The 20,782-nt window shown below is 51.8% G+C and carries 10 protein-coding genes; 6 read left to right on the forward strand and 4 right to left on the reverse strand.

The annotated features are described in order from the left end of the window. Window positions 1-4 precede the first annotated feature (4 nt). The gene (locus tag CLV60_RS10210; RefSeq protein WP_170118757.1) at window positions 5-3,541 is read left to right on the forward strand and encodes a VCBS repeat-containing protein; all 3,537 of its coding nucleotides are present in this window, start codon (window positions 5-7) and stop codon (window positions 3,539-3,541) included. A gap of 227 nt (window positions 3,542-3,768) precedes the next feature. Here CLV60_RS10210 and CLV60_RS10215 read toward each other — a convergent pair whose 3' ends face one another. Next, complete coding sequence (locus CLV60_RS10215; RefSeq protein WP_106595273.1) at window positions 3,769-5,208, reverse strand: glycoside hydrolase family 30 protein; 1,440 nt, start codon at window positions 5,206-5,208, stop codon at window positions 3,769-3,771. Between the two features lie 157 nt (window positions 5,209-5,365). Between CLV60_RS10215 and CLV60_RS10220 the strand changes: the two genes are divergently transcribed. Further along, a complete protein-coding gene (locus CLV60_RS10220; RefSeq protein WP_146151547.1) occupies window positions 5,366-8,365 on the forward strand; it encodes a triple tyrosine motif-containing protein in 3,000 nt (999 codons plus the stop codon). Window positions 8,366-8,405: 40 nt separating this feature from the next. Here CLV60_RS10220 and CLV60_RS10225 read toward each other — a convergent pair whose 3' ends face one another. The 3 genes from CLV60_RS10225 to ligD form a co-directional block, all read right to left on the reverse strand. After that, on the reverse strand, window positions 8,406-9,935 hold the full coding sequence (locus CLV60_RS10225; RefSeq protein WP_106595459.1) for a RagB/SusD family nutrient uptake outer membrane protein: 1,530 nt from the start codon (window positions 9,933-9,935) through the stop codon (window positions 8,406-8,408). Window positions 9,936-9,953: 18 nt separating this feature from the next. Further along, window positions 9,954-13,064: a SusC/RagA family TonB-linked outer membrane protein gene (locus CLV60_RS10230; RefSeq protein ID WP_229210906.1), complete on the reverse strand. Its 3,111-nt coding sequence runs from the start codon at window positions 13,062-13,064 to the stop codon at window positions 9,954-9,956. Window positions 13,065-13,312: 248 nt separating this feature from the next. Next, window positions 13,313-16,045, reverse strand: coding sequence for a DNA ligase D (ligD, locus tag CLV60_RS10235; RefSeq protein WP_106595276.1), 2,733 nt, complete (start codon window positions 16,043-16,045; stop codon window positions 13,313-13,315). Between the two features lie 351 nt (window positions 16,046-16,396). Here ligD and CLV60_RS10240 point away from each other — a divergent pair, with 351 nt between their 5' ends. From CLV60_RS10240 to CLV60_RS10255, 4 genes are read left to right on the forward strand one after another with little or no spacing between them, the layout of a single operon-like run. After that, window positions 16,397-17,797 (forward strand): ATP-binding protein, encoded by a 1,401-nt coding sequence (locus tag CLV60_RS10240; RefSeq protein WP_106595277.1) that lies wholly within the window; start codon window positions 16,397-16,399, stop codon window positions 17,795-17,797. A 35-nt stretch (window positions 17,798-17,832) separates the two neighbouring features. Continuing rightward, a complete protein-coding gene (locus CLV60_RS10245) occupies window positions 17,833-19,494 on the forward strand; it encodes a response regulator (RefSeq protein WP_106595278.1) in 1,662 nt (553 codons plus the stop codon). Beyond that, the gene (locus CLV60_RS10250; RefSeq protein ID WP_106595279.1) at window positions 19,494-19,763 is read left to right on the forward strand and encodes a UBP-type zinc finger domain-containing protein; all 270 of its coding nucleotides are present in this window, start codon (window positions 19,494-19,496) and stop codon (window positions 19,761-19,763) included. Before CLV60_RS10245 ends, CLV60_RS10250 begins: the two co-directional genes overlap by 1 nt. Window positions 19,764-19,785: 22 nt before the next feature. Beyond that, on the forward strand, window positions 19,786-20,694 hold the full coding sequence (locus tag CLV60_RS10255) for a helix-turn-helix domain-containing protein (protein WP_106595280.1): 909 nt from the start codon (window positions 19,786-19,788) through the stop codon (window positions 20,692-20,694). The last annotated feature ends 88 nt before the right edge of the window (window positions 20,695-20,782 follow it).

Genomic DNA, 20,782 nt, shown 5'->3' on the forward strand with positions numbered 1-20,782 from the left:
GCCCATGACCCGCCCGCTAATTCTGTTTATTTGCATTGCCTGCCTGATCGGAGCCTGTACTCCCAAAAAAGACGATCAAAAGCTGTTTGAATTGCTTTCGCCGGATGAAACCGGCGTTCATTTTAACAACCGGCTCCATGAGGACGACCAGCTCAACATTCTCACCTACGAATATTTCTACAATGGCGGTGGGGTAGGTGCGGGTGATATCAACAACGACGGCCTTACCGACTTGTTTTTCACCGGCAATATGACCGAGAGCAAGTTGTATGTCAACAAAAGCAAGGATCAGCGAATTGAATTTGAGGATATTACCACAAAATCGGGTATCGAAATACCCGAAGGCTGGGCAAGGGGTGTGGCGATGGTGGATATCAATGTGGACGGCTTTCTGGATATTTACGTTTGCCGCGCAGGTCCCGCGCAGGCTGGTAAGCTATCCAACCTGCTCTTCATCAATCAGAAAAACAACACATTTAAAGAGGAGGCCAAAGCCTACGGGCTCGATTACAGCGGCAATACCACGCAGGCCGCATTCTTCGATTACGACCACGACGGAGACCTGGACGCTTATCTGGTCACGAACGTGATGAATATGCGAGGGCCGAACAACATCCGAGCGAAGGTCAGCGACGGCTCGTCGGCCAACGCCGACCGCCTTTTTCGCAATAATGGAAATGGCACATTCACGGACGTTTCGAGGGAGTCGGGCATTCTGGAAGAAGGTTACGGCCTGGGCATTGCGGTTACCGACGTGAACAGCGATGGCTGGCCGGATATCTACATTTCAAATGATTATGTGTCCAATGACCTGCTTTACATTAACCAGCGAAACGGTACGTTTAAAAATGAAATAGCCTCTTATTTCAAACATCAGAGCTACTCGGCGATGGGGAACGACGCGGCAGACATCGACAACGATGGGCTCGTCGACTTCATTACCGTGGATATGTTGCCCGAAGACCCGGTGCGCCGCAAGAATATGTTCGGGCTGATGAACTATGACCGGCATTTGTCGGAGCTGAGAATGGGTTACGAGCCGCAATTCATGCGGAATACATTGCAGCATAACGAGGGTATGATCCCGGGGCAACACCGGCCCGCATTCAGCGAAATAGGGCGATATGCTGGGGTGGAAGCGACGGATTGGAGCTGGGGCGCATTGTTTGCCGACTACGACAACGACGGTTTCCGCGACCTGATGATCACCAACGGATACCCCAAGGACATTACCAACCGGGATTTTGTGATTTACCGCATGGCTGAGTACGAAATGCAAATGCGCTCAGGCAGCGGTGACAGTCGCAAGTTAGCCGAAGCACTGAAAAAAGTGGAAAGTGCCCACGTCCCCAATTACCTTTTTTCCAACAATCACGACCTTACATTCGCCAACAAATCGGCCGAATGGGGCTTTGATATTCCTTCATTTTCGAACGGGGCCGTTTATGCCGACTTCGACAACGACGGCGACCTGGACGTAGCGATGAATAACATCGACCGGGAAGCGTTTTTGTATGAAAACCATTCGGACCGGAAGCCTGACCAGCATTCGCTGACGGTCAAACTGAAAGGCCCGGCCCTGAACCGGGATGGTTTTGGCGCGAAAATCTGGGTTTGGACCGCCAAAGGCAAGCAATATGCCGAGCATTCACCTTACCGCGGTTACCAATCGACGACCGAACCGAACCGTGAGCATTTCGGCCTTGGTAATGCTGCGCAAATTGACAGTCTGACGATCGTCTGGCCCGATGCCCGAATTCAGGTATTGAAGCAGGTTAAAGCGGACCAAATACTCGAACTGGATCATACAAAAGCAGCAGGTAGTGCTTCTGCGAACTACCCGGCATCGGCAGTAAATGCTCCTTGGTTTACCGCCTTGAAAAGTGGAGGCATTGATTTTCAGCATAAAGATGATCTCTACATTGATTTCAAAATACAGCCGCTGTTACCTCATTTACTGTCCCAAAACGGCCCCGGGATTGCGGTGGCGGATGTGAATGGCGATGGCCTCGATGATTTTTACGTAGGCGGGGCATTCAATCAGTCAGGCCGTGTTTTTGTCCAGGATAAGCAGCAGCACTTCACTTCGGGAGCGTTGGTAGCCGGGCAAAAATACGAAGAGGATATGGGCTCGCTTTTCTTCGATGCCGATGGGGATGGTGACCAGGATTTGTATGTGGTGAGTGGGAGCAATGAGTTTGAAGCCGGTTCCCGTTATTACCAGGATCGGCTGTATATGAATGATGGGAAAGGCCATTTTAAGTTAAACGCCGACGCGTTGCCGCCACTCGCTGCCAGCGGTTCCACGGTAAATGCGGCCGATTTTGACCGCGACGGCGACCTCGATCTTTTCATAGGAAGCAGGCTTTCTCCCGGTGCCTATCCAATGCCCGGCGAAAGTTACCTACTCAGGAATGACGGTGGCAAGTTTGCGGAAGTAACGCAGCAGATTTGCCCGGAAATCCAGGGCATAGGCATGGTAACCACCGCATTATGGACTGATTTCGACCGGGACGGCTGGGTAGATCTGATCGTTGCCGGCGAATGGATGCCTATTGTTTTTTATAAAAATAACCAGGGAAAACTGGTTAATGTGAGCGCGCAGACTGGCCTGAAAAATACGACCGGCTGGTGGAATAGCATCGTTTCCGGCGACTTCGATGAGGATGGAGACATCGATTACGTGTTGGGCAACGTAGGCCTCAACAGCGAAGGAAAACCTTCTGTCGACAAGCCCCTGACGCTGCTGGCCAAGGATTTTGACAAAAGCGGAACAATGGATCCGGTATTAGCCCGCTACATCGGCGATGACTTGTACCCGGTGCACCCGCGCGACGAAATGACCAGCCAGATGAATTTTCTCAAAAAGCGGTTTGTCTACTATGCCGACTATTCCAAAGCCAAAATCATCGACGTTTTCAAACCGGAGGAGCTTCAAGATGCCCGTCAACTGGTGTGCGAGACTATGCAATCGGTGATGCTGGAAAACAGGGGAGGCGGCAAGTTTGCGTTGAAATACCTGCCACCGGCGGCTCAAATGGGCCCGGTTTACGGCTTGCTGGCCGAAGATTTCGACCACGACGGCCATCTGGACCTGCTGCTATCAGGTAACAGCCATGCTACCGAGTCCATCAGCGGGCGGCTGGATGGGCTGAACGGGCTACTGATGCAAGGTGATGGCAAAGGTGGTTTCAAACCATTGACTGCCGCGCGGAGTGGCATTTTTGTGCCCGGCGATGCCAAGGGAATGGCGTATTTGCGGCTGGCAAACGGCAGCTCGCTAGTGTTGGCGGCGCAAAACAATGCGCCCTTGCTGGCATTCGCTGGCGATGGCGGGCAGAAAATGGCTTACATCAAACCAATGCTGCAAGACGCTATACTCGAAGCGACTTATGGAAACGGAAGCAAAAGGCGCATTGAATTAGCTTACGGTTCGGGCTATTTATCGCAGTCGAGCCGCAATGTGGTGCTACTGCGGGACGGATTGAAAAAGGTTGAATTAATCGATTTTCGCGGGCGTTCGCGCGAGGTACCATTTTAGCGACGCATAGCAGGCTGATAACAGCCGCATTTCAGCAGTTGTTACATGCCTGACGGCATTTTCGGCATCGATTACGCCTGAGATGCTACCAATATTACATGCCTAACGGCATTCATGCGAGTCGTCAAATCGCGTAGCGATGTAATATTGGTAGCAAATAGACCGTAATGCAAACCGTCAGGGATGCAACAACAACTAATTTGCGCGAAAAACGTCCCCCGGCGACTCTACCAGACAAACGTCCCAACCGATCCCGCTTTCAAACGGGTTACCACAAAATTCGCTCCATCCTGAATCGTGAATTTCTTTTCCGCGTCCGAATCGTTCATGACGATCAATACCTTTTTGCCGTCGGGTCTTAAAAACGCCACATTTAGCAACTTTTCATCGGGGCTTTTGCCGATACTGGCGTTCGTACCCGAATCGATCCGCACCGAACCAGGGAGCACGAATTTCGACGCATGCGCGACGACATAATAGGCAGCATTGCGGGTGACATTGTCGCCGTCGATCGTGACGCCGCCCAGGCAGCGGTCGCAGCCGCCGCGGTCGGTGAAGGGGCGGTTTTGCGGGTTGCTGGTCAGGTTCCATTCCAGTACAGTACGAGCCCAGTTTCGCGTGGCGCCTATTGTGAGGTTTTTAATATGATTTGGAAAATCTTTTTCAAAATTTCCGGGCGCGCCCATCCATTGTTCGGTAAAATAGAGGTGCCTGTCGGGATGTGCGTCATGGACTTTCGATAAGGCATCGATGGTGCCGCCGTAGAGGTGAAATGCGGAGCCATTCACATACTTTTTGGCCTCCGGATCGTCCAGGATCGTGATCGGGTATTCGGGTTTATCGGCATTATGGTCGTAAACGATGATCTTGGTATCGATTTTGGCCTTTTCAAATGCAGGTCCCAAATGGTTTTTAACAAAAATGGCCTGATCCTTGGCGAGCATCAGCAAGCTGGGGTTGTTGCCGGGGTGTAGAGGCTCGTTCTGCACGGTAATGGCGTCGATGCGAACCCCTTCTTTTTGCATATCCTGAATGTAGCGCACAAAATATCGGGCATAGGCATCGTACCACTCCGGTTTGAGGCTTCCGCCGCGGGTGTCGCCATTGTCCTTCATCCAAACCGGCGGCGACCAGGGCGAGCCGAGGATTTTCAGTTTTGGGTTAATGGCCAATAGCTCTTTTAAAATGGGTAGCACATCGTTGCGATCGGGACCGAGGTCGAAATGGCGCATTTCGGGGTCGGTCTGGCCTTGCGGAAGGTCGTCGTAGGAGAACACTTTTTCGTTCAGGTCGGATGCCGCGATGCTCACGCGCAGGTACGCCATCCCGATTCCACTACCGGCGGTTGAAAAGAGTTCTTTCAACAACGCCGTGCGGGCCGTTTTGCTCATGCCCATCAAATGCTGCGCGCTTCCGCCAGTGAGCGTAAAGCCGAAACCATCGATCTCCTGGAATTTTTTCTTCCCATTGATACTCACGACCGGCGTTTCGATCGCTTTGCTTTTGTCCAACTTTTGAAGAGGCATAGCAGGCTCGTGCCGAAACAGGGCCGACTTGTCCAGATTGGTCAGCCAGAAGTCGACTTTCTTCGATTGGCCGGATGCGATCAGGGATGTCAGCAAGCAAATGCAGGCGAGCAGAATGGGTTTAGAAGTAAGGATTTTCATGCGGCATTGGGACAGATATGTGAACGACAAAGCAGTGTAACCATTTATGTTGAAATACACTGAAAATAATGTAATATATTGCGAGTTCAAATGTAGGGCAGCCTGCACAAGAACGTGCATCGCGAGCTACTACATTACTACAACAACCCGATAAAAATTGCAAAATAGATACCCTGGCGCAGTTCCCGACTACGTCAATCCTCTCATCGATGTACTACAATGCCGGAATATGATACGGGTAGCCGTTCTGCTTTTGCTTATGCTGTTTGGCCGGGAGCTGCGTGCACAGAACACCATCGGCTTGCCCGAGGTAGTTAACTATTCCAAACAAACCTACCACGCCGGAACCCAGAACTGGGCGATTCGGCAGGGCCGGAATGGCATGATGTATTTTGCCAACAACGAAGGCCTGCTCACTTTCGACGGCATTTACTGGCGGACGTATCCATTACCGAATAAAACGAAGGTTCGGTCACTGGAAATTGGTGCCGACAACCGCATTTACATTGGCGGCGAGAACGAATTCGGCTACTTTACACCCGACGACCGAGGGGTTTTGCATTATGTTTCCCTGCGCAACCTCGTACACGAGCGCGACCGTGGCTTTGCCGATATCTGGAATGTAGCCGTACTCAACGGAAGTGTGTTTTTCAGAGCCAGCAACCGCATTTTTGTATATGAAGATAATGTCGTGAGTGTTTTCAACGGCGGTTCGCACTGGCGCTTCCTGGGCGTTTGCAATGGTATTACCGTGGCGCAGGATGCGGACAGCGGCTTGCTGCGGTATGACAACGGCCGCTGGATTCCCTGGATCACGACAGGCGAGTTGCCTTTGGAATACCTTACCACGGGATTGTTGCCCGTAGATAAGGCAACATCCTTGCTGGTTACCATGGACGCGGGACTCTTCCGGCTCTCCGGCGATCGTGCTATACGGCTGCAATCCGCATTTATCGATCAGGTTAAAAGCGAGCGGATTTATGCAGCGACGCGCGTGAACGATAAGCTGATCGCACTTGCTACGAGTTTGGGCGGGTGTTACATCGTCACCAACGAAGGGGAGTTCGTGCACCGCTTCGCCCGGGCCGATGGTTTACAGAACAATAATGTGCTGAGCGTTTTCCGTGATCAGGACAAAAACCTGTGGCTGGGGCTCGACAACGGCATCGACTTCATTGCTTACGATAACGCCATTAAAACCATGTACCCCGCCGCGACCAAAGACGAAGCGGGTTATGCCTCATTGATTTACAGGGACAAGCTGTATGTCGGTACTTCCAATGGGTTGTATTCGGTGCCGGTGGGGCAGTTCAACGATCTGAGCTACGTCAAGGGCACATTTACTTACGTGGAGCATTCGCGTGGACAGGTTTGGGGGCTTTCCGAGATCAACGGGCGACTGCTGATGGCGCACCACGAGGGTATTTTCGAGGTGGAGGGTAACCAGGCCCGGCCGATTGAAAAGCGAAACGGCTTTTGGGGCTTTTTGCCGCTCTCGCGGATTTATCCGGTTAAAAAAGTTGCTGTCGGGAATTACAACGGAATCAATTTTCTGGAATATGACGGGAATACCTTCCGGCCCTCCGGGGCTGTTGCGGGCTTTGATGTAGCCTCCCGCTTCCTGTGCGCGGATGCCCGCGAGGAAAATGTGATCTGGACGTCGCATCCCTACCGCGGCGTGTACAAGGTGACGCTGTCCGACGACGGCAAATCGCGTGCGCGCCTGTATACGCACAGGGATGGACTGCCGCTTTCACTGAACAACAATTATGTATACAAGGTTAAAAACAAGATCCTTGTCGCTACGGAAAAGGGCATTTACGAATACAATGCGGCCGGGGACCGGTTCGGTGCTTCCGCCTATTATAATGGCATTTTTCAGAACCTCGGCGTGCGCTATCTGAAAGAAGATCACGCGGGTAACGTCTGGTTTGTGCGCGGGAAGGAGCTGGGCGTGGTGGACATGAGCGGCGGCGGCCCGAAGATCATCTTCCTTCCGGAGATCAATCACAAAATGGTGTCGGGTTTTGAATACATTCACCCTTTAAATGAAGAAAATATCCTCATAGGCGGCGAGAAGGGCATTTACCACATCAATTACAAAAAATACAAACAGAACAAGAGCCATATCAACGTGCAGATCAGCGCGATGCGCTCGTTCGGTACGGATTCGCTGCTTTTTGGCGGGTATTTCGGGGAAGTGAATGAGGTGAAAAACCAATCGGATGATCAGGTGCCCCGTGTCGCCAACCGCTTGAATTCGGTAGGATTTGAGTTTTCTTCAACATTGTTCAGCCAGCAGTCCAGCATCGAGTATGCCTATTTTCTGGAAGGATTCGACAGCAACTGGTCGAACTGGTCGGCGCGCAGCTCGAAGGAGTATACCCATTTGCCGCCGGGTCATTACACGTTCAAAGTAAAGGCGCGCAATAACTTTGGCAGCGAATCGGAAATAGCCGGGTACTCGTTCGTGATCCTGCCGCCCTGGTACCAGACGATCTGGGCATATTTGGGATATGGATTGCTGGTACTGGGTCTCGCGTGGCTGTTTTACAAGTGGCAGGAAAAGCGCTTCCTGCAACAGCAGCAAAAACATTTGGAAGAACAGAAACGCCTGCAATACCTGCATCAGCTGGAACTTGAAAAAAGCGAAAAGGAGATTATCAAACTCAAAAACGAGAAGCTGGAAACCGAAATCCTGCATAAAAACACCGATCTGGCTACATCAGCCATGCATTTGGTGCAAAAGGCCGAACTGTTATCCAAACTCAAAACGGACCTGGTTAAAATCACCAAAAGTGCTGAGGATGATAAGATTAACGACGACCTGAAAAAGATGATCAAGGTCGTGGCCGATGAAAACAAGGTCGATAAGGACTGGGGCCAGTTCTCCAAGCATTTCGATAGCGTCCACAGCAATTTTCTCATTGCATTGAAAGAAAAATATCCTAACCTGACGGCCAATGAGTTGAAAATGAGTGCTTATTTGCGCATGAACCTGTCCAGCAAGGAAATCGCCCAGCTGATGAATATTTCGCTGAGAGGGGTGGAGGTGAGCCGCTACCGGTTGCGGAAGAAATTGCAGCTGCCTACCGAGGTGAATATGTTCAATTTCTTTCTCGGTTTTCATATCGACGAGTCAAAAGAAAAGGCTTAGAGCAACGCTCCAAGCCTTTCTGATCTGGGTACGGGACTCGCTACCTTGTTCCGCCCCATTCTTTACTCTGCTCGATTTTCGTGTTTTCCAGTTCCAGCAAGGGAATCGGAAGAATTTCGTGCTTGCCAGCCACAAAACCTTTCGGTCCGAGCACGGCCGCCGCATCGCCCCAGCGCACGAGGTCCATCCAGCGATGGCCTTCGCCCGCGAGTTCCAGGCGGCGTTCTTTTTTGATGTTTTCAAATGTTGCCGCTACGGGTTTCAGCCCCACACGGGCGCGTACCGCATTCAGGAGGGCAGCCGCGCGGGTGAGGTCGCCTGCACCGCGTACGAGGGCTTCCGCTTCCAGCAAATAGGTATCGGCCAGGCGGGTATCGTACATGTTCTGCGGGAAGTTCAGCTCGGGAGCACCGGCGCCGGTCCAGCGGTCGGATTGCCGTCCTGCGAATTTTTCGAGGAAATAGCCCGTATTCATATAACCCTTCTCATAGCTCACGGCGCCCGCTTTTTCGAGGCTGTCGAGGTTGGCGATGGTTGCTTTGTAGCGCGGATCGAAATGGATCGCTTCAAACAGCGAAGGTGTGACGGGCAGGAAGCTCCATCCCGAAACGTAGTCCGGCGCGGTGTCCGACTTACGGTTGTAGCCGCGCGGGCCGGTAATGATGTTCATCACATTGCCCTCGGTACACGACACGCAGCTCCATCCACCGGCAGAGGTGTTGGTATACGAAAGCTCAAAAATAGACTCGCTGTTAAACTTGTTTTTGGTTTTGAACAAGTCGCCGAAATTGGCAAGCAGCTTGTAGCCATAGGCATTGTTGCCGCCCGGGGTGCCGTTTACCTTAGCCAGCTCCTGCGCCGCCTGGGCGAATTTGTTTTGATACAAATACGCTTTCCCCAGAATAGCATGTGCCGCGCCTTGTCCGACGCGTCCTCCCTCGGTAGCCACGTTAATGGTAACCGGCAGATCAACAATCGCTTCCGACAAATCTTTCTCGATTTGTGCGTAAACCTCCGCCGGAGAGGCTTGCAGCACATCGTACATTTCCTGGGTAGAAATCGTGCGCGTGAAAAGCGGCACATTCCTGAACAGCCTTACCAGCTCGAAGTAGAAATACCCGCGCAGGAATTTGGCTTCGGCCGTGTAGCGCTTTTTAAGGGTTTCATCCATCGGCACCGCAGGGAGTTTTTCGAGAATGGCATTCGTACGGAAAACGCCCGAAAAGCCTTTTCTCCATAATTCTCCCTGTGGTCCGGTGGTTGGGTTTAGGGTATAGTTGGAAATGACCTGGAAATCCATGATGTCGCTCGGACCGCCGCCGCCCGCATAATGGTCGTCGGAGGCAGCGTTCATGGTCGCAATGGTAGAAACGTAGCCGTTACCCTGCCAGCCTACCACGTCGTAAGCCGCCACGAGGCCGTTGAACGCCTCTTCCTGGTTGCGGTAATAGTTCGCTTCGAGGTTCAGCCCTTTGGGTTTTACGTCCAGGAAGCTGTCGGAGCAGGACATGAGCTGCAAACCGGCGGTAAATGCCAGCGCAGTCACGAATTTGTTATATCTCAATTTCATTTTATTCGTATTAATCAATTAAAAACCAATGTTCAAACCTACCATGAAGCTGCGCGCCTGCGGGTAAATGCCCTTGTCGATGCTCAGCACGCTTCCGCCTATCTCCGGATCGTAGCCGGTGTATTTGGTGAGGGTAAACAGGTTCTGGCTCATTACATACACACGTGCCTTTTTCATGGCCACTTTGCTGATGATCGATGTCGGCAGCGAATAGCCGATTTGCAGCGTTTTCAGACGGAAGAAGTCGCCTTTTTCCAGGTAGAAGCTCGATGGATTCTGAAAGTTCTTGTTCGGGTCACCGTTCACGATACGTGGGAACGTAGTGGAAGTTCCCGGGCCCGTCCAGCGGTCGAGCGCGTCGGTTTGCCAGTTGGCATTGGCGATATCGAGGCGGCGAAGGCCCTGGAAGATCTGGTTACCCGCCACGCCCTGGCCGAATACCACGATGTCGAAGCCTTTGTAAGCGGCATTCAAAGTCAAGCCATAGTTCCATTTCGGAGTCGGGTTACCGATGAACGTGCGGTCGGTTTCGGTGATCACGCCGTCACCGTTGAGGTCCTGCCATTTGAAATCACCCGGTTTGGCATTCGGCTGGATTTTCTTTCCTTCGGCAGACACGTGCGCATCCACTTCTTCCTGCGTCTGGAAAATGCCCTGATTTACATAGCCAAAGAATGAACCGATCGGCTGGCCCACCTGGGTGCGCGTAATCGGGGGCGCTCCCTGGAAGCTCGCGCCGCCCGACAAATACTGCACACCATTACCTAGGTTTGTTACTTCATTCTTGATATAGGAGACGTTTCCGTTGACAGAGAAATCAACTTGCCCGAGGCGTTTGCGGAAGCCCAGTTCCAATTCCACCCCTGTGTTTTTCATATCGGCAATGTTGGCGGCAGGGTTCGAAATAGCGCCTACGTAGCCCGGAATGCGCGGATTTTGGAGAATATCCTTGGTGGCTTTTTTGAACCACTCGAAAGTCACATTCACATTGTTGAAGATCGTCGCATCGAAACCGATGTTGGTCTGGCTGGTCTGTTCCCATTTCAGATCCGGGTTCGCAGGGGCATTGGGGCTGTACCCGATGATGTAGCTGCCCGAGGTACCGATGGTGTAGTTACGGCCGCTGCCGATGGTCGACAGGTAAGCGAAATCGCCGATGCCATCATTACCCACCACGCCGTAACCGCCGCGGAATTTCAGGAAGTTAACCGCATTATTGGTCGGGAAGAAAGCCTCACGCGACAGCACCCAGCCTAGTGAGAACGACGGGAACACACCGTATTTGTGATTGGAACCAAAGCGGGAGGAACCATCACGGCGAACCAATGCCTGCACGAGGTACTTCTCGTCAAAATCGTAGTTCAAACGTGCGAAAAGCGAGCTAACCGTGTGTTTTGCGCCTTCGGAACCATCCGAGTTACGCTGATCGGCCGGTACCTTGAAGTTCAGCGAAGCGTCGTCGAAGTTGTCGGCAGGAACGTTGAAGAACGTCACGCTCGTCATGCGGGTGTTGTTGTCCAGGTATGCACCTTGTCCGAGCAATACATTCACATTATGCAGGCCGAATCCGCGCGTGTAGGAAATGGTGTTTTCCAGGTTGTAGTCCAAACGGCGGTTGTTGGTACGGTTGAAGCTGGTCTGTGAAACGATCGAAGCCGCATTCAGGTATGAAATAGGCGTGAAGCTCTCGTTGCCCCAGAACGCCAGCTTGCTGCCGATGGTCGATTTCAATTGCAGTCCTTTGATTGGCTCGGCCATGAGGTAAGCATTGCCCACGATGTTGTCCGACCAGCTGTAATTGCCCAAACGGTTTTGGATATACGCAAGCGGGTTGCTCATTTCCTGACCAACCGCCTGTGAAATACCGTAGGGGTTGCCATTGGCGTCGCGGCGGATGCCTTTGTTGGTGTAAGGAGCTGCGCCGGCCACCGCAGGGTCGGTGAGGACTGCCGGTGTGATCGGGTCGAGGTTGATGGCAGAACTCAACGGGCCGCCGAACTCGCTGTTCGTATTACCCAAGCCCACTGATTTATCGTGCGCATAGCCGAGGTTCTGGCCGAATGTAAGCCATTTCGCGAGTTTATGCTCCGAGTTCAGACGAATGCTTGTCCTTTTATATTTAGAAATATCGGTCGCTACGATACCTTCCTGGTTGAGGTAACCCAATGAAAGATAGAAGGTTGACTTGTCGGATCCGCCGCTGATGCTCAGCTCGTGGTTCTGGCGTTTGGCGCTGTTGTTGAAGATCAGCGACTGCCAGTCGGTACCCTTGCCGAATGCGGCAGGATTGGCGTATGGAGCCGGTTGGCCTGCATTCACGGCCGCTTCGTTACGGATCGTGGCGTATTGGGTCGCGTCCAGCAGATCGAGCTTCCGCGCTGGCGCCTGCACACCGATGTAGCCATTGTAGTTCACGCGAATGCCGCCCGCTTTGCCTTTTTTAGTGGTAACCAAAATTACCCCGGCCGCAGCACGCGCACCGTAAATGGCCTGGGAGGCAGCATCTTTCAGTACTTCAATCGACTCAATATCAGATTGGTTCAAGTATCCGATACCGCCATTGTCGACCACCACACCATCCACTACATACAATGGATCGTTGTTGTTCAGCGTCGTGACCCCGCGTACACGCACGGTTGCGGCCGAACCCGGCTGGCCGGAGTTTGAAGCGATTGTAAGGCCGGAAGTCCGGCCTTGCAACGCTTCTTCCAAACGGTTAATCGGCATTGACTGTAAGTCGGAGGCCTTCACGCTCGAAATAGCGCCCGTAACGACGCTTTTCTTTTGCGCACCATAGCCCACCACTACTACTTCATTGAGGTTATCGACGGATTCTTCGAGTTCAACGTTGATTTCGGATTGGTTACCGACGGGGACTTTCTGAGTGATCATCCCGATGAAACTAGCTACCAGGACGGAGTTGGGTTGCACCTCGATCGAGTAATTACCGGTTGCGTCGGTGATTGTCGCGTAATTGGTGCCTTCTACTACCACGGTAGCGCCTACCAGCTCTTCGCCCTTTGTTTTGACAGACACTTTGCCTTTGATGACCCGGCTTTGGGCTAAGGCGGTCTGTACCAGGCCATATAGCATCAGCACACTACATAATAGTACAATTTTTCTGCTCATAAATGTTAGTATTAAAATTAGTAGAAGTGGCAAATGACCTTTGCCCAATTAATTATTGAAAAAGTAATACTTGCGTATCGCTGACAAAGGTAGAGGCGCAAAGAGGCAGCAACGCAGCAAATCATTACTACATTACTACCTCATATTGCACAAGTGAAATGTTTTCACGGAAAAATCACCCCTACATTACTACTACAATGAGGGGTTTGCTGGTTATTTATTGACAAAAAGTAGGAGGATTTTGACTTTTAGCCCGCAGTGACATCCATTTTAGCGATTACTTCTTCGAGGTCAATACCCTCGCCCAAAACCGGTCTGAAAAGGTCGCCTTCGCGCTGAATGCGCTCGATCGCATTGTAAATCGTGAAGTCTTTCAGTTGCAGCCCCTTTTTTACCTCTTCCCAATGCAGCGGCATGGAAACGGTGGCGCCGGGTTTCGGCCGCACGGAGTAGGGCGCCGCGAGCGTCGCTTTGGGCCGGTTTTGCAGGTAGTCGATGTAGAGTTTGCCTTTGCGGTTTTTGGTAAGGCGCTCCACGCTGGTGAAATCGGGGAGCTGCTGCTGTACCTGCCCTGCCACCCATTCGGCGAAGAGCTGGCATTGGTCGTAGCTGTATTTCGCACCGAGGGGAATGTAGATATGCAGGCCCGTCGAGCCGGATGTTTTGCAATAGGAGGGTACACTCAGCGAATCCAGGAGGTTTTTGATCGCCCGGGCAGTTTCGATCACCTGCTCGAATGTGTTGCCGGTGTCGGGATCGAGGTCGAGCAGGCACCAATCGGGATTATCGGGTGTTTCGATGCGGCTGTTCCAGGGGTTCACGTCGATGGCGCCCAGGTTGGCCATGTAGAGCAATGTGGCTTCGTCGTTGCAAAGGATGAAATTCTTGTGCTCGCCCTCTGTAACGTAAGGTGTCGTTTCGATCCAGTCGGGTACCTTGCCGGTGACGTCTTTCTGGTAAAAACTCTTGCCTTTGATGCCGTTGGGGAAGCGGTTTAAGGACAATGGCCGGTTTTCGAGGTAGGGCAAGATGAATGGCGCCACCTGGTAGTAGTAATTAATCAGCTCGCGTTTCTGGATTTTGTCGTCGGGCCAGTACATTTTACCCAAATTCGAGAACTTAACTTCGTGCCCGTTGATTTTCCGCACCTGCGTTTCCTCTTTGGGATTCAAAAGCGTTTTTCTTTTAGCCTTTTGAGGTTTTTTGATGATTTCTTTCCCTGTATTTTCAGGTTCGTCCACGATGCCTTCCGCAGGTTTCTCAATTTCCCGCACCACTTCTTTCGCCGATTTGTCTTCCCGCATGCCCTCGAATGACGGGTGCCTGAACACGCCGTCGGCTGTGATTTCGGTAAAGCTGATCTCGCAAACGAGTTCCGGTTTCAGCCAGGTAGCGTTCGCGTGCGGCGGGTTCGGGCGGAAGCGCGAAGGCTTGTTGTAATCCGGTGTTTCCTTGAACGGGCTCTTTTTGGTAACCAGAGGTTTGAAAAGCGCCAGCATTTCTTTCTGCTGTTTTTCCTTAAAACCGGTTCCCACTTTGCCGACATAGCGCAGCTCACCCTTTTCATAAGCCGCCAAAAGCAATGCACTGAAGAGCTTGGAGGAACCCTCGTTGAGCGTATAACCGGCAATAATTACCTCTTGCCGCTTGTTGATCTTGATTTTCAGCCAATCGCGCGTGCGGATGCCCGGATAGTATTCACTGTCTGATTTTTTGGCCATAATGCCTTCGAGGCCCATCTTTTGGGCGGCTTCGAAGAATGCCTTGCCGTCGGCGGCGACGCTGTAACCAAGTTGTACCGGACTGTTTTGATCGACAATGCTTTGTAAAATTGCCTTTCGGTCAGTTAATGGCAAGTGTATGAGGCTTTGACCTTCCATCCAGAGAATGTCGAATGCGTAATAGACCAGCTCGCCGTCGGCCTCACTCCGCCAGTTTTGTAATGCATTGAAATCGGAGAGGCCGTTTTCATTGATGACCACAATTTCCCCATCGATCACGGCATTGATCTTCCATTCCCGCAATTGCTGATAAACCGGGTAAAACTTGTCATTGAAGGATTTCCGGTTCCGTGATTGCAAACTGACCTCGCCCTTGTTCAGGTAGGCCAATGCCCGGTACCCATCCCATTTGACCTCGTATTCCCAACCGGGATCGTCAAACGGGCCATCGACCAGCGTTGCCAGCATGGGCTGCATATCATCCGGAAACTTTTGCTTTTTACCCTTTTTCAGAATGGTCGTTATGTCGACGTCCGGACTTTTTTTTTCTGTGGCTGCGTCTTCCGCAGGATCTTTGGCCTCTGTTTTCGTCGATTTCGATTTATCGGAGCCTTTGGTCTTCGACGATTTTTTCTCCTCATGGTTACTTTCCCAAACTGCATCACCGGCCTTTTCAATGCTGTTCAGCGTCCGGCGGGAAATGGCGGAGCGGTCTTTTTCGGTAATGTCGTCCTCAGAAGCATATTTGTCGCGGTGCTTGATGAGCAGCCACGCATTCTCTTCCATGCCTTTCGTTTTCACCAAAGCATATTCTCCCTTCAATTTCTTGCCATTCAGCCGCACTTTCAAGGATCCTGAGTACAATTCTTTCAACGCGAGCTTCTCCTGCGCCCTTTTTCCCTTAACACCTTTCAATTGACCGTTCTTTTCTTCCAAAGGCTCGTAAGTGCCGAAATCCCAGACCATCACCGTTCCCGCGCCGTAGTTGCCTTCGGGAATAATGCCCTCAAAATCCTTGTAGTCGTAAGGGTGGTCTTCCACCATCATAGCCAGCCGCTTCACCGACGGGTCAGTCGACGGACCTTTCGGGACTGCCCAGCTTTTGAGTACACCATCCATTTCCAGCCTGAAATCGTAATGCAGGCGGGTAGCATCGTGTTTTTGTATCACGAAAATGAGCTCGTCCTTGGCTGCTTTGCCGCCTTTGGGCTCCGGAGTTCTGTCGAAGGAACGTTTTTCGTTGTATTTGGAAAGGCTCATGGCGGTACGGGGAATCGGTGGTCAGAGATTGTCATTTGTGGTCAGGTATTGTATGAGCGAGTCAGGAGGTTGTCAAGCCACCGCAAATTCCGTCAGGGATGTAACAACAGAAAATACGTCGACGCTATCACGGTGCATTGTTGTTTCATGCCCAAGGGCATTTAGCGAAATACACATTAGCTTGGTTTGCTACCAGTATTACATGCCTAACGGCATTTAGAATTCATTCAATCATTTGCCGTCTCGCGGTGACTCGCTCAATCATTCAACTGCGAACAGCAATAACTGTGCCGATTAAGTGCCGATTTATTTCGAAATTGGCCCGTTAACTCATTATTACTGCATTTGCTCATGAAGGATATCACTGTTCAGGACTTGCTGGCTATCGAGGTTTTTAAGGATGTGCCTGAGGATCAGTTGCAATGGATGATCGACCGCAGCCGGCATTATGATTTGCAGGAGGGCGATATGATGATCCGTCCGGGAGAGCCGCTGGTAGGCACGCACGTCATTTTTTCGGGCCGGATCGAGCTGTACCGGCTTCAAAACAATACCAAACAGATCATCGCCGAATTGTTGCCGGGTACCGTCACGGGCGCTCTGCCGTTTTCGCGGGGGAAAATAGCCATTGCTTACGGGGTGTGCCTCGAAACCGCTCAGCTGATGACTTTTCCGAAAGAGTTATTACGGGATCTCGTGACCTCGCATTACGAGCTCACGCAGGCGCTCGTGATCGTGATGACCTCGCGCGTGCGGGAATTCACCGAACTGGAACAGCAGAATGAGAAGATGATGGCGCTCGGGAAGCTTTCAGCGGGATTGGCGCATGAGCTGAACAACCCGGCAGCGGCCATCGTGCGGAGTTCGGCCTCGTTGAAGGAGCATTTGCTTATGCAGCCCGATTCGTTCAAATCGCTGCTTTCGATCCATTTGTCGCACGAGGAAATCGACCTTTTGAATAATAAAATGGTGAGTTTGCTCAACAATTCCAATCGCCCGGTGTTGTCGATGATGAAGCGCTCGGAGAAAGAGGATGAAATCCTCGATTGGCTGGACCTGAACAATATCGACGGCTGCGAGGACATTGCGGATAATCTCGTCGAATTCGGGGTAGGAGAAGCCGACCTGGAAGTGCTGAAAAGCAAAATCAACCATGAGGATCTGTCGCCTGTGCTGACGTGGATCAATAACAGCCTGACCACCGAGCGAATGGTGGCGGATATTCAGGAGGCGTCCAAACGCATTGCCGAACTTGTAGGCTCGGTGAAGACCTTCACACACATGGACCGCGGAGGTGAGCGCGAGTACGTGGACATTCATGTGGGCATCCGCAACACGCTCATTATGCTGAATTACAAGCTGAAAAAGGGTAATATCAAAGTGACGGAGGATTTTGACCTGACTTTGCCGCCGGTGAAAGCGATGGTAGGCGAGCTCAACCAGGTTTGGACGAACCTGATCGACAATGCGATCGACGCGCTTGAAAACCAGCCCGAGGCGGAATTGACCCTCATTACCCGGCGCGACAAGGAATTTGTGAAAGTGACCGTGTGCGATAATGGTCCGGGCGTTCCGGCCGAGATACGTTCGAAGATTTTCGACCCGTTTTTTACGACCAAGTCGGTCGGGAAGGGTACGGGACTGGGACTCGACGTCGTGAACCGGATCGTGCGCCAGCACCGGGGCACGGTGACGCTGCATTCGCAGACCGGGCGTACCGAATTTGTGGTATGTTTCCCGTTTAATGGATAATTTTAATTCTCAACTCATATTTAAAGGAGGCTCCTATGGCTTTGCCCATTATTTTTTCGATTGACGATGATCCGCAGGTGCTCCGGGCGATCAGCCGCGACCTGAAATCCCATTACCGTGAAAAATACAGGATATTGAGCACGACTTCCGTGGCCGAGGCGATGGAAAGCCTGCTCGAATTGCAGAACCGCGGCGACGAAGTGGCGATGTTTATTTCTGATCAGCGGATGCCAGAAATGCAGGGTGTGGATTTCCTTCAAAAGGCGATGAAAATGTTTCCCTTTGCCAAACGGGTGCTGCTCACGGCCTATTCCGATACCGAAGCGGCCATAAAGGCGATCAACGACGTTCAGCTCGATTATTACCTGATGAAACCCTGGGACCCACCGGAGGAAAAGCTGTACCCGGCGATCGACGAGCTGCTCCGCGACTGGCAGGGCAACTACCGCCCCGATTTCAAGGGTATTAAAGTGATAGGTTATCAATTCTCACCCAAAGCGCATGAAATCAAGGACTTCCTGGCTGGGAATCTGGTACCTTACCTGTGGCTGGATGCGGAATCCAATGAAACCGGCAGGCAGATTTCCCAGAGTAACGATCTATGCCCTGTTGATTTCCCGGTGGTGATTTTCGAAGACGGCTCTTTGTTGAAAACGCCGTCGCTGATCGACATTGCCGAGCGCATTGGATTGAATCCCAAGACGAAACAGCAGATTTACGACGTGGTGATTATCGGTGCGGGCCCGGCTGGGTTGGCGGCGTCGGTGTATGGTGCTTCCGAAGGTTTAAGTACTTTATTGATCGAGCGTAAAGCGCCTGGGGGACAGGCCGGTACGAGCTCCCGGATTGAGAACTACCTCGGCTTTCCGACCGGTTTGAGCGGCGCCGAACTGACGCGCCGTGCGATCACGCAGGCAACGCGCTTCGGTACCGAGTTCCTTTCGCCCCAGTTTGTGAAAGAGATTAAATTGAAGGATAAATATAAAACCGTGGTGCTCGGCGATGGCAGTGAGGTGAATGCGAAGGCGGTCGTGATCACGACGGGCGTCGATTACCGCAAGCTGGATACGCTCGGTGTGGAGGATTTTACGGGAAAGGGCATTTACTACGGTGCGGCGAGTACCGAGGCCAGCTCATGCGGAAACAAGGACGTGTATGTGCTGGGCGGCGGTAATTCTGCCGGACAAGCGGCGATGTATTTGTCGAAATTTGCGCGCAATGTGTATGTCCTGATCAGGCGCAATGACCTGACGTCGTCCATGTCGTCGTACCTGATCGACCAGATCGCCGGCACGGAGAATATCAGCGTACTGGGCTGCACCGAGATCGTGGAAGCGCAGGGTGACGGCCACCTGGAAAGGTTGAAACTTGTGGATTTGAATACCAACGAGGAGCGTACCGTTCCCGCTGATGCCCTGTTCATTTTCATCGGCGCGAAGCCTTATACCGAATGGGTAGGTCTGGAAATCATCAAGAACAAGAAGGGGTTCATCGAGACAGGCCGAGAAATGAAGAATTACGAGAATTTCAGGGAAATCTGGAAAGCCGATCGCGACCCATACCTGCTTGAAACGAGCTCGCCAGGCATTTTCGCCGCAGGAGACGTGCGTGCGGGTGCGATGAACCGCGTGACGTCGGCGGTAGGCGAGGGATCGATGTCCATCAGTTTTGTTCACCAATATTTAAGCGAAGTATAATGGGCCAGGTTTGTAAGCATATTGAAGATATTCAGGAGATTAAAGTCGCTGAGGAGCTGGTTTGCGAAGAGTGTAAGAAAGTCGACGGCTGGTGGGTGCATTTGCGTACCTGCCAGACTTGCGGCGCCACCTTATGCTGCGACAGCTCGCCGTCCAAGCACATGACCAAGCATTTCCACCGCACCGGCCACCCCGTAGCCTCCTCCGCCGAGCCAGGGGAGAAGTGGCTGTGGTGTTATAAGGATGAGGCGTTTGTGGAGTATGAGTGATTGATTTTCGTAACTTTGCCCCATGACGAAATCTGCGACGATCGAACAATTTTACCGGGACACCTCCATGCTGATACCCGCGCAGGTGCAGAAGGAGGTGGGGCATTTCAATATTTTCAGGACGGACGAGCTGTATCGGGTGGCCGCGAAAAACAGGGTAATGCCTTACAACCGCCGGGCTTATTATAAAATCAGCCTGATTATCGGTCGAAACAGGGCGGAATATGCGGATAAAGTTGTTGATATTGAGCATAATGCATTGCTTTTTGCAACGCCTCTGATACCCTATAATTATGTGCCGCAGGACGAGAACCAGGCGGGGTTCTTCTGCATTTTCTCCGAAGATTTCCTCACACAGGACAACAGCGGCGTGCGCCTGCGTGAGCTGCCGGTTTTCAAACCGGGCGGGAACCCGATATTTTTTCTCAACGACGAGCAGATCGAGGATATCAAATACATTTTCAGGAAGATGTTTCGGGAAATCGAGTCGGATTATGCGTATAAGTATGATTTGCTGCGCAATTATGTGATCGAGCTCATCCATTTCGGTCAGAAGTTGCAGCCCGCTACTTCGCTTTTTACGGAAACAAATGCCTACAAGCGTGTTTCATCACTATTTATCGAGCTGCTCGAACGCCAGTTTCCGGTAGAGCCGCCCCATCAGAAGCTCAGTTTGCGCTCGGCAAAGGATTATGCCGACCAGCTTTCAATCCACGTCAATTACCTTAATAAAGTTTTAAAGGAAATCACAGGAAAAACTACGACGGAGCTCATTACGGAGCGTATTATCAAGGAATCCAAGGTCCTTTTGAAACACACCGACTGGAATGTTTCGGAGATCGCATACAGCCTCGGCTTTGAAGAGGCCTCCCATTTCAATAACCTATTCAAGAAGCATACTGCACTTAGTCCCCGGTCATTCAGAGCCTAGATTTGAATTTCGTAAGTTTTGATTTGAAAGCCGCAAATCCGGCGGGATAGCGCCCGGTACCTTTGTTCCATCAATTTTAACAACAAAA

Source organism: Dyadobacter jiangsuensis, assembly GCF_003014695.1.
GTDB lineage: Bacteria > Bacteroidota > Bacteroidia > Cytophagales > Spirosomataceae > Dyadobacter > Dyadobacter jiangsuensis.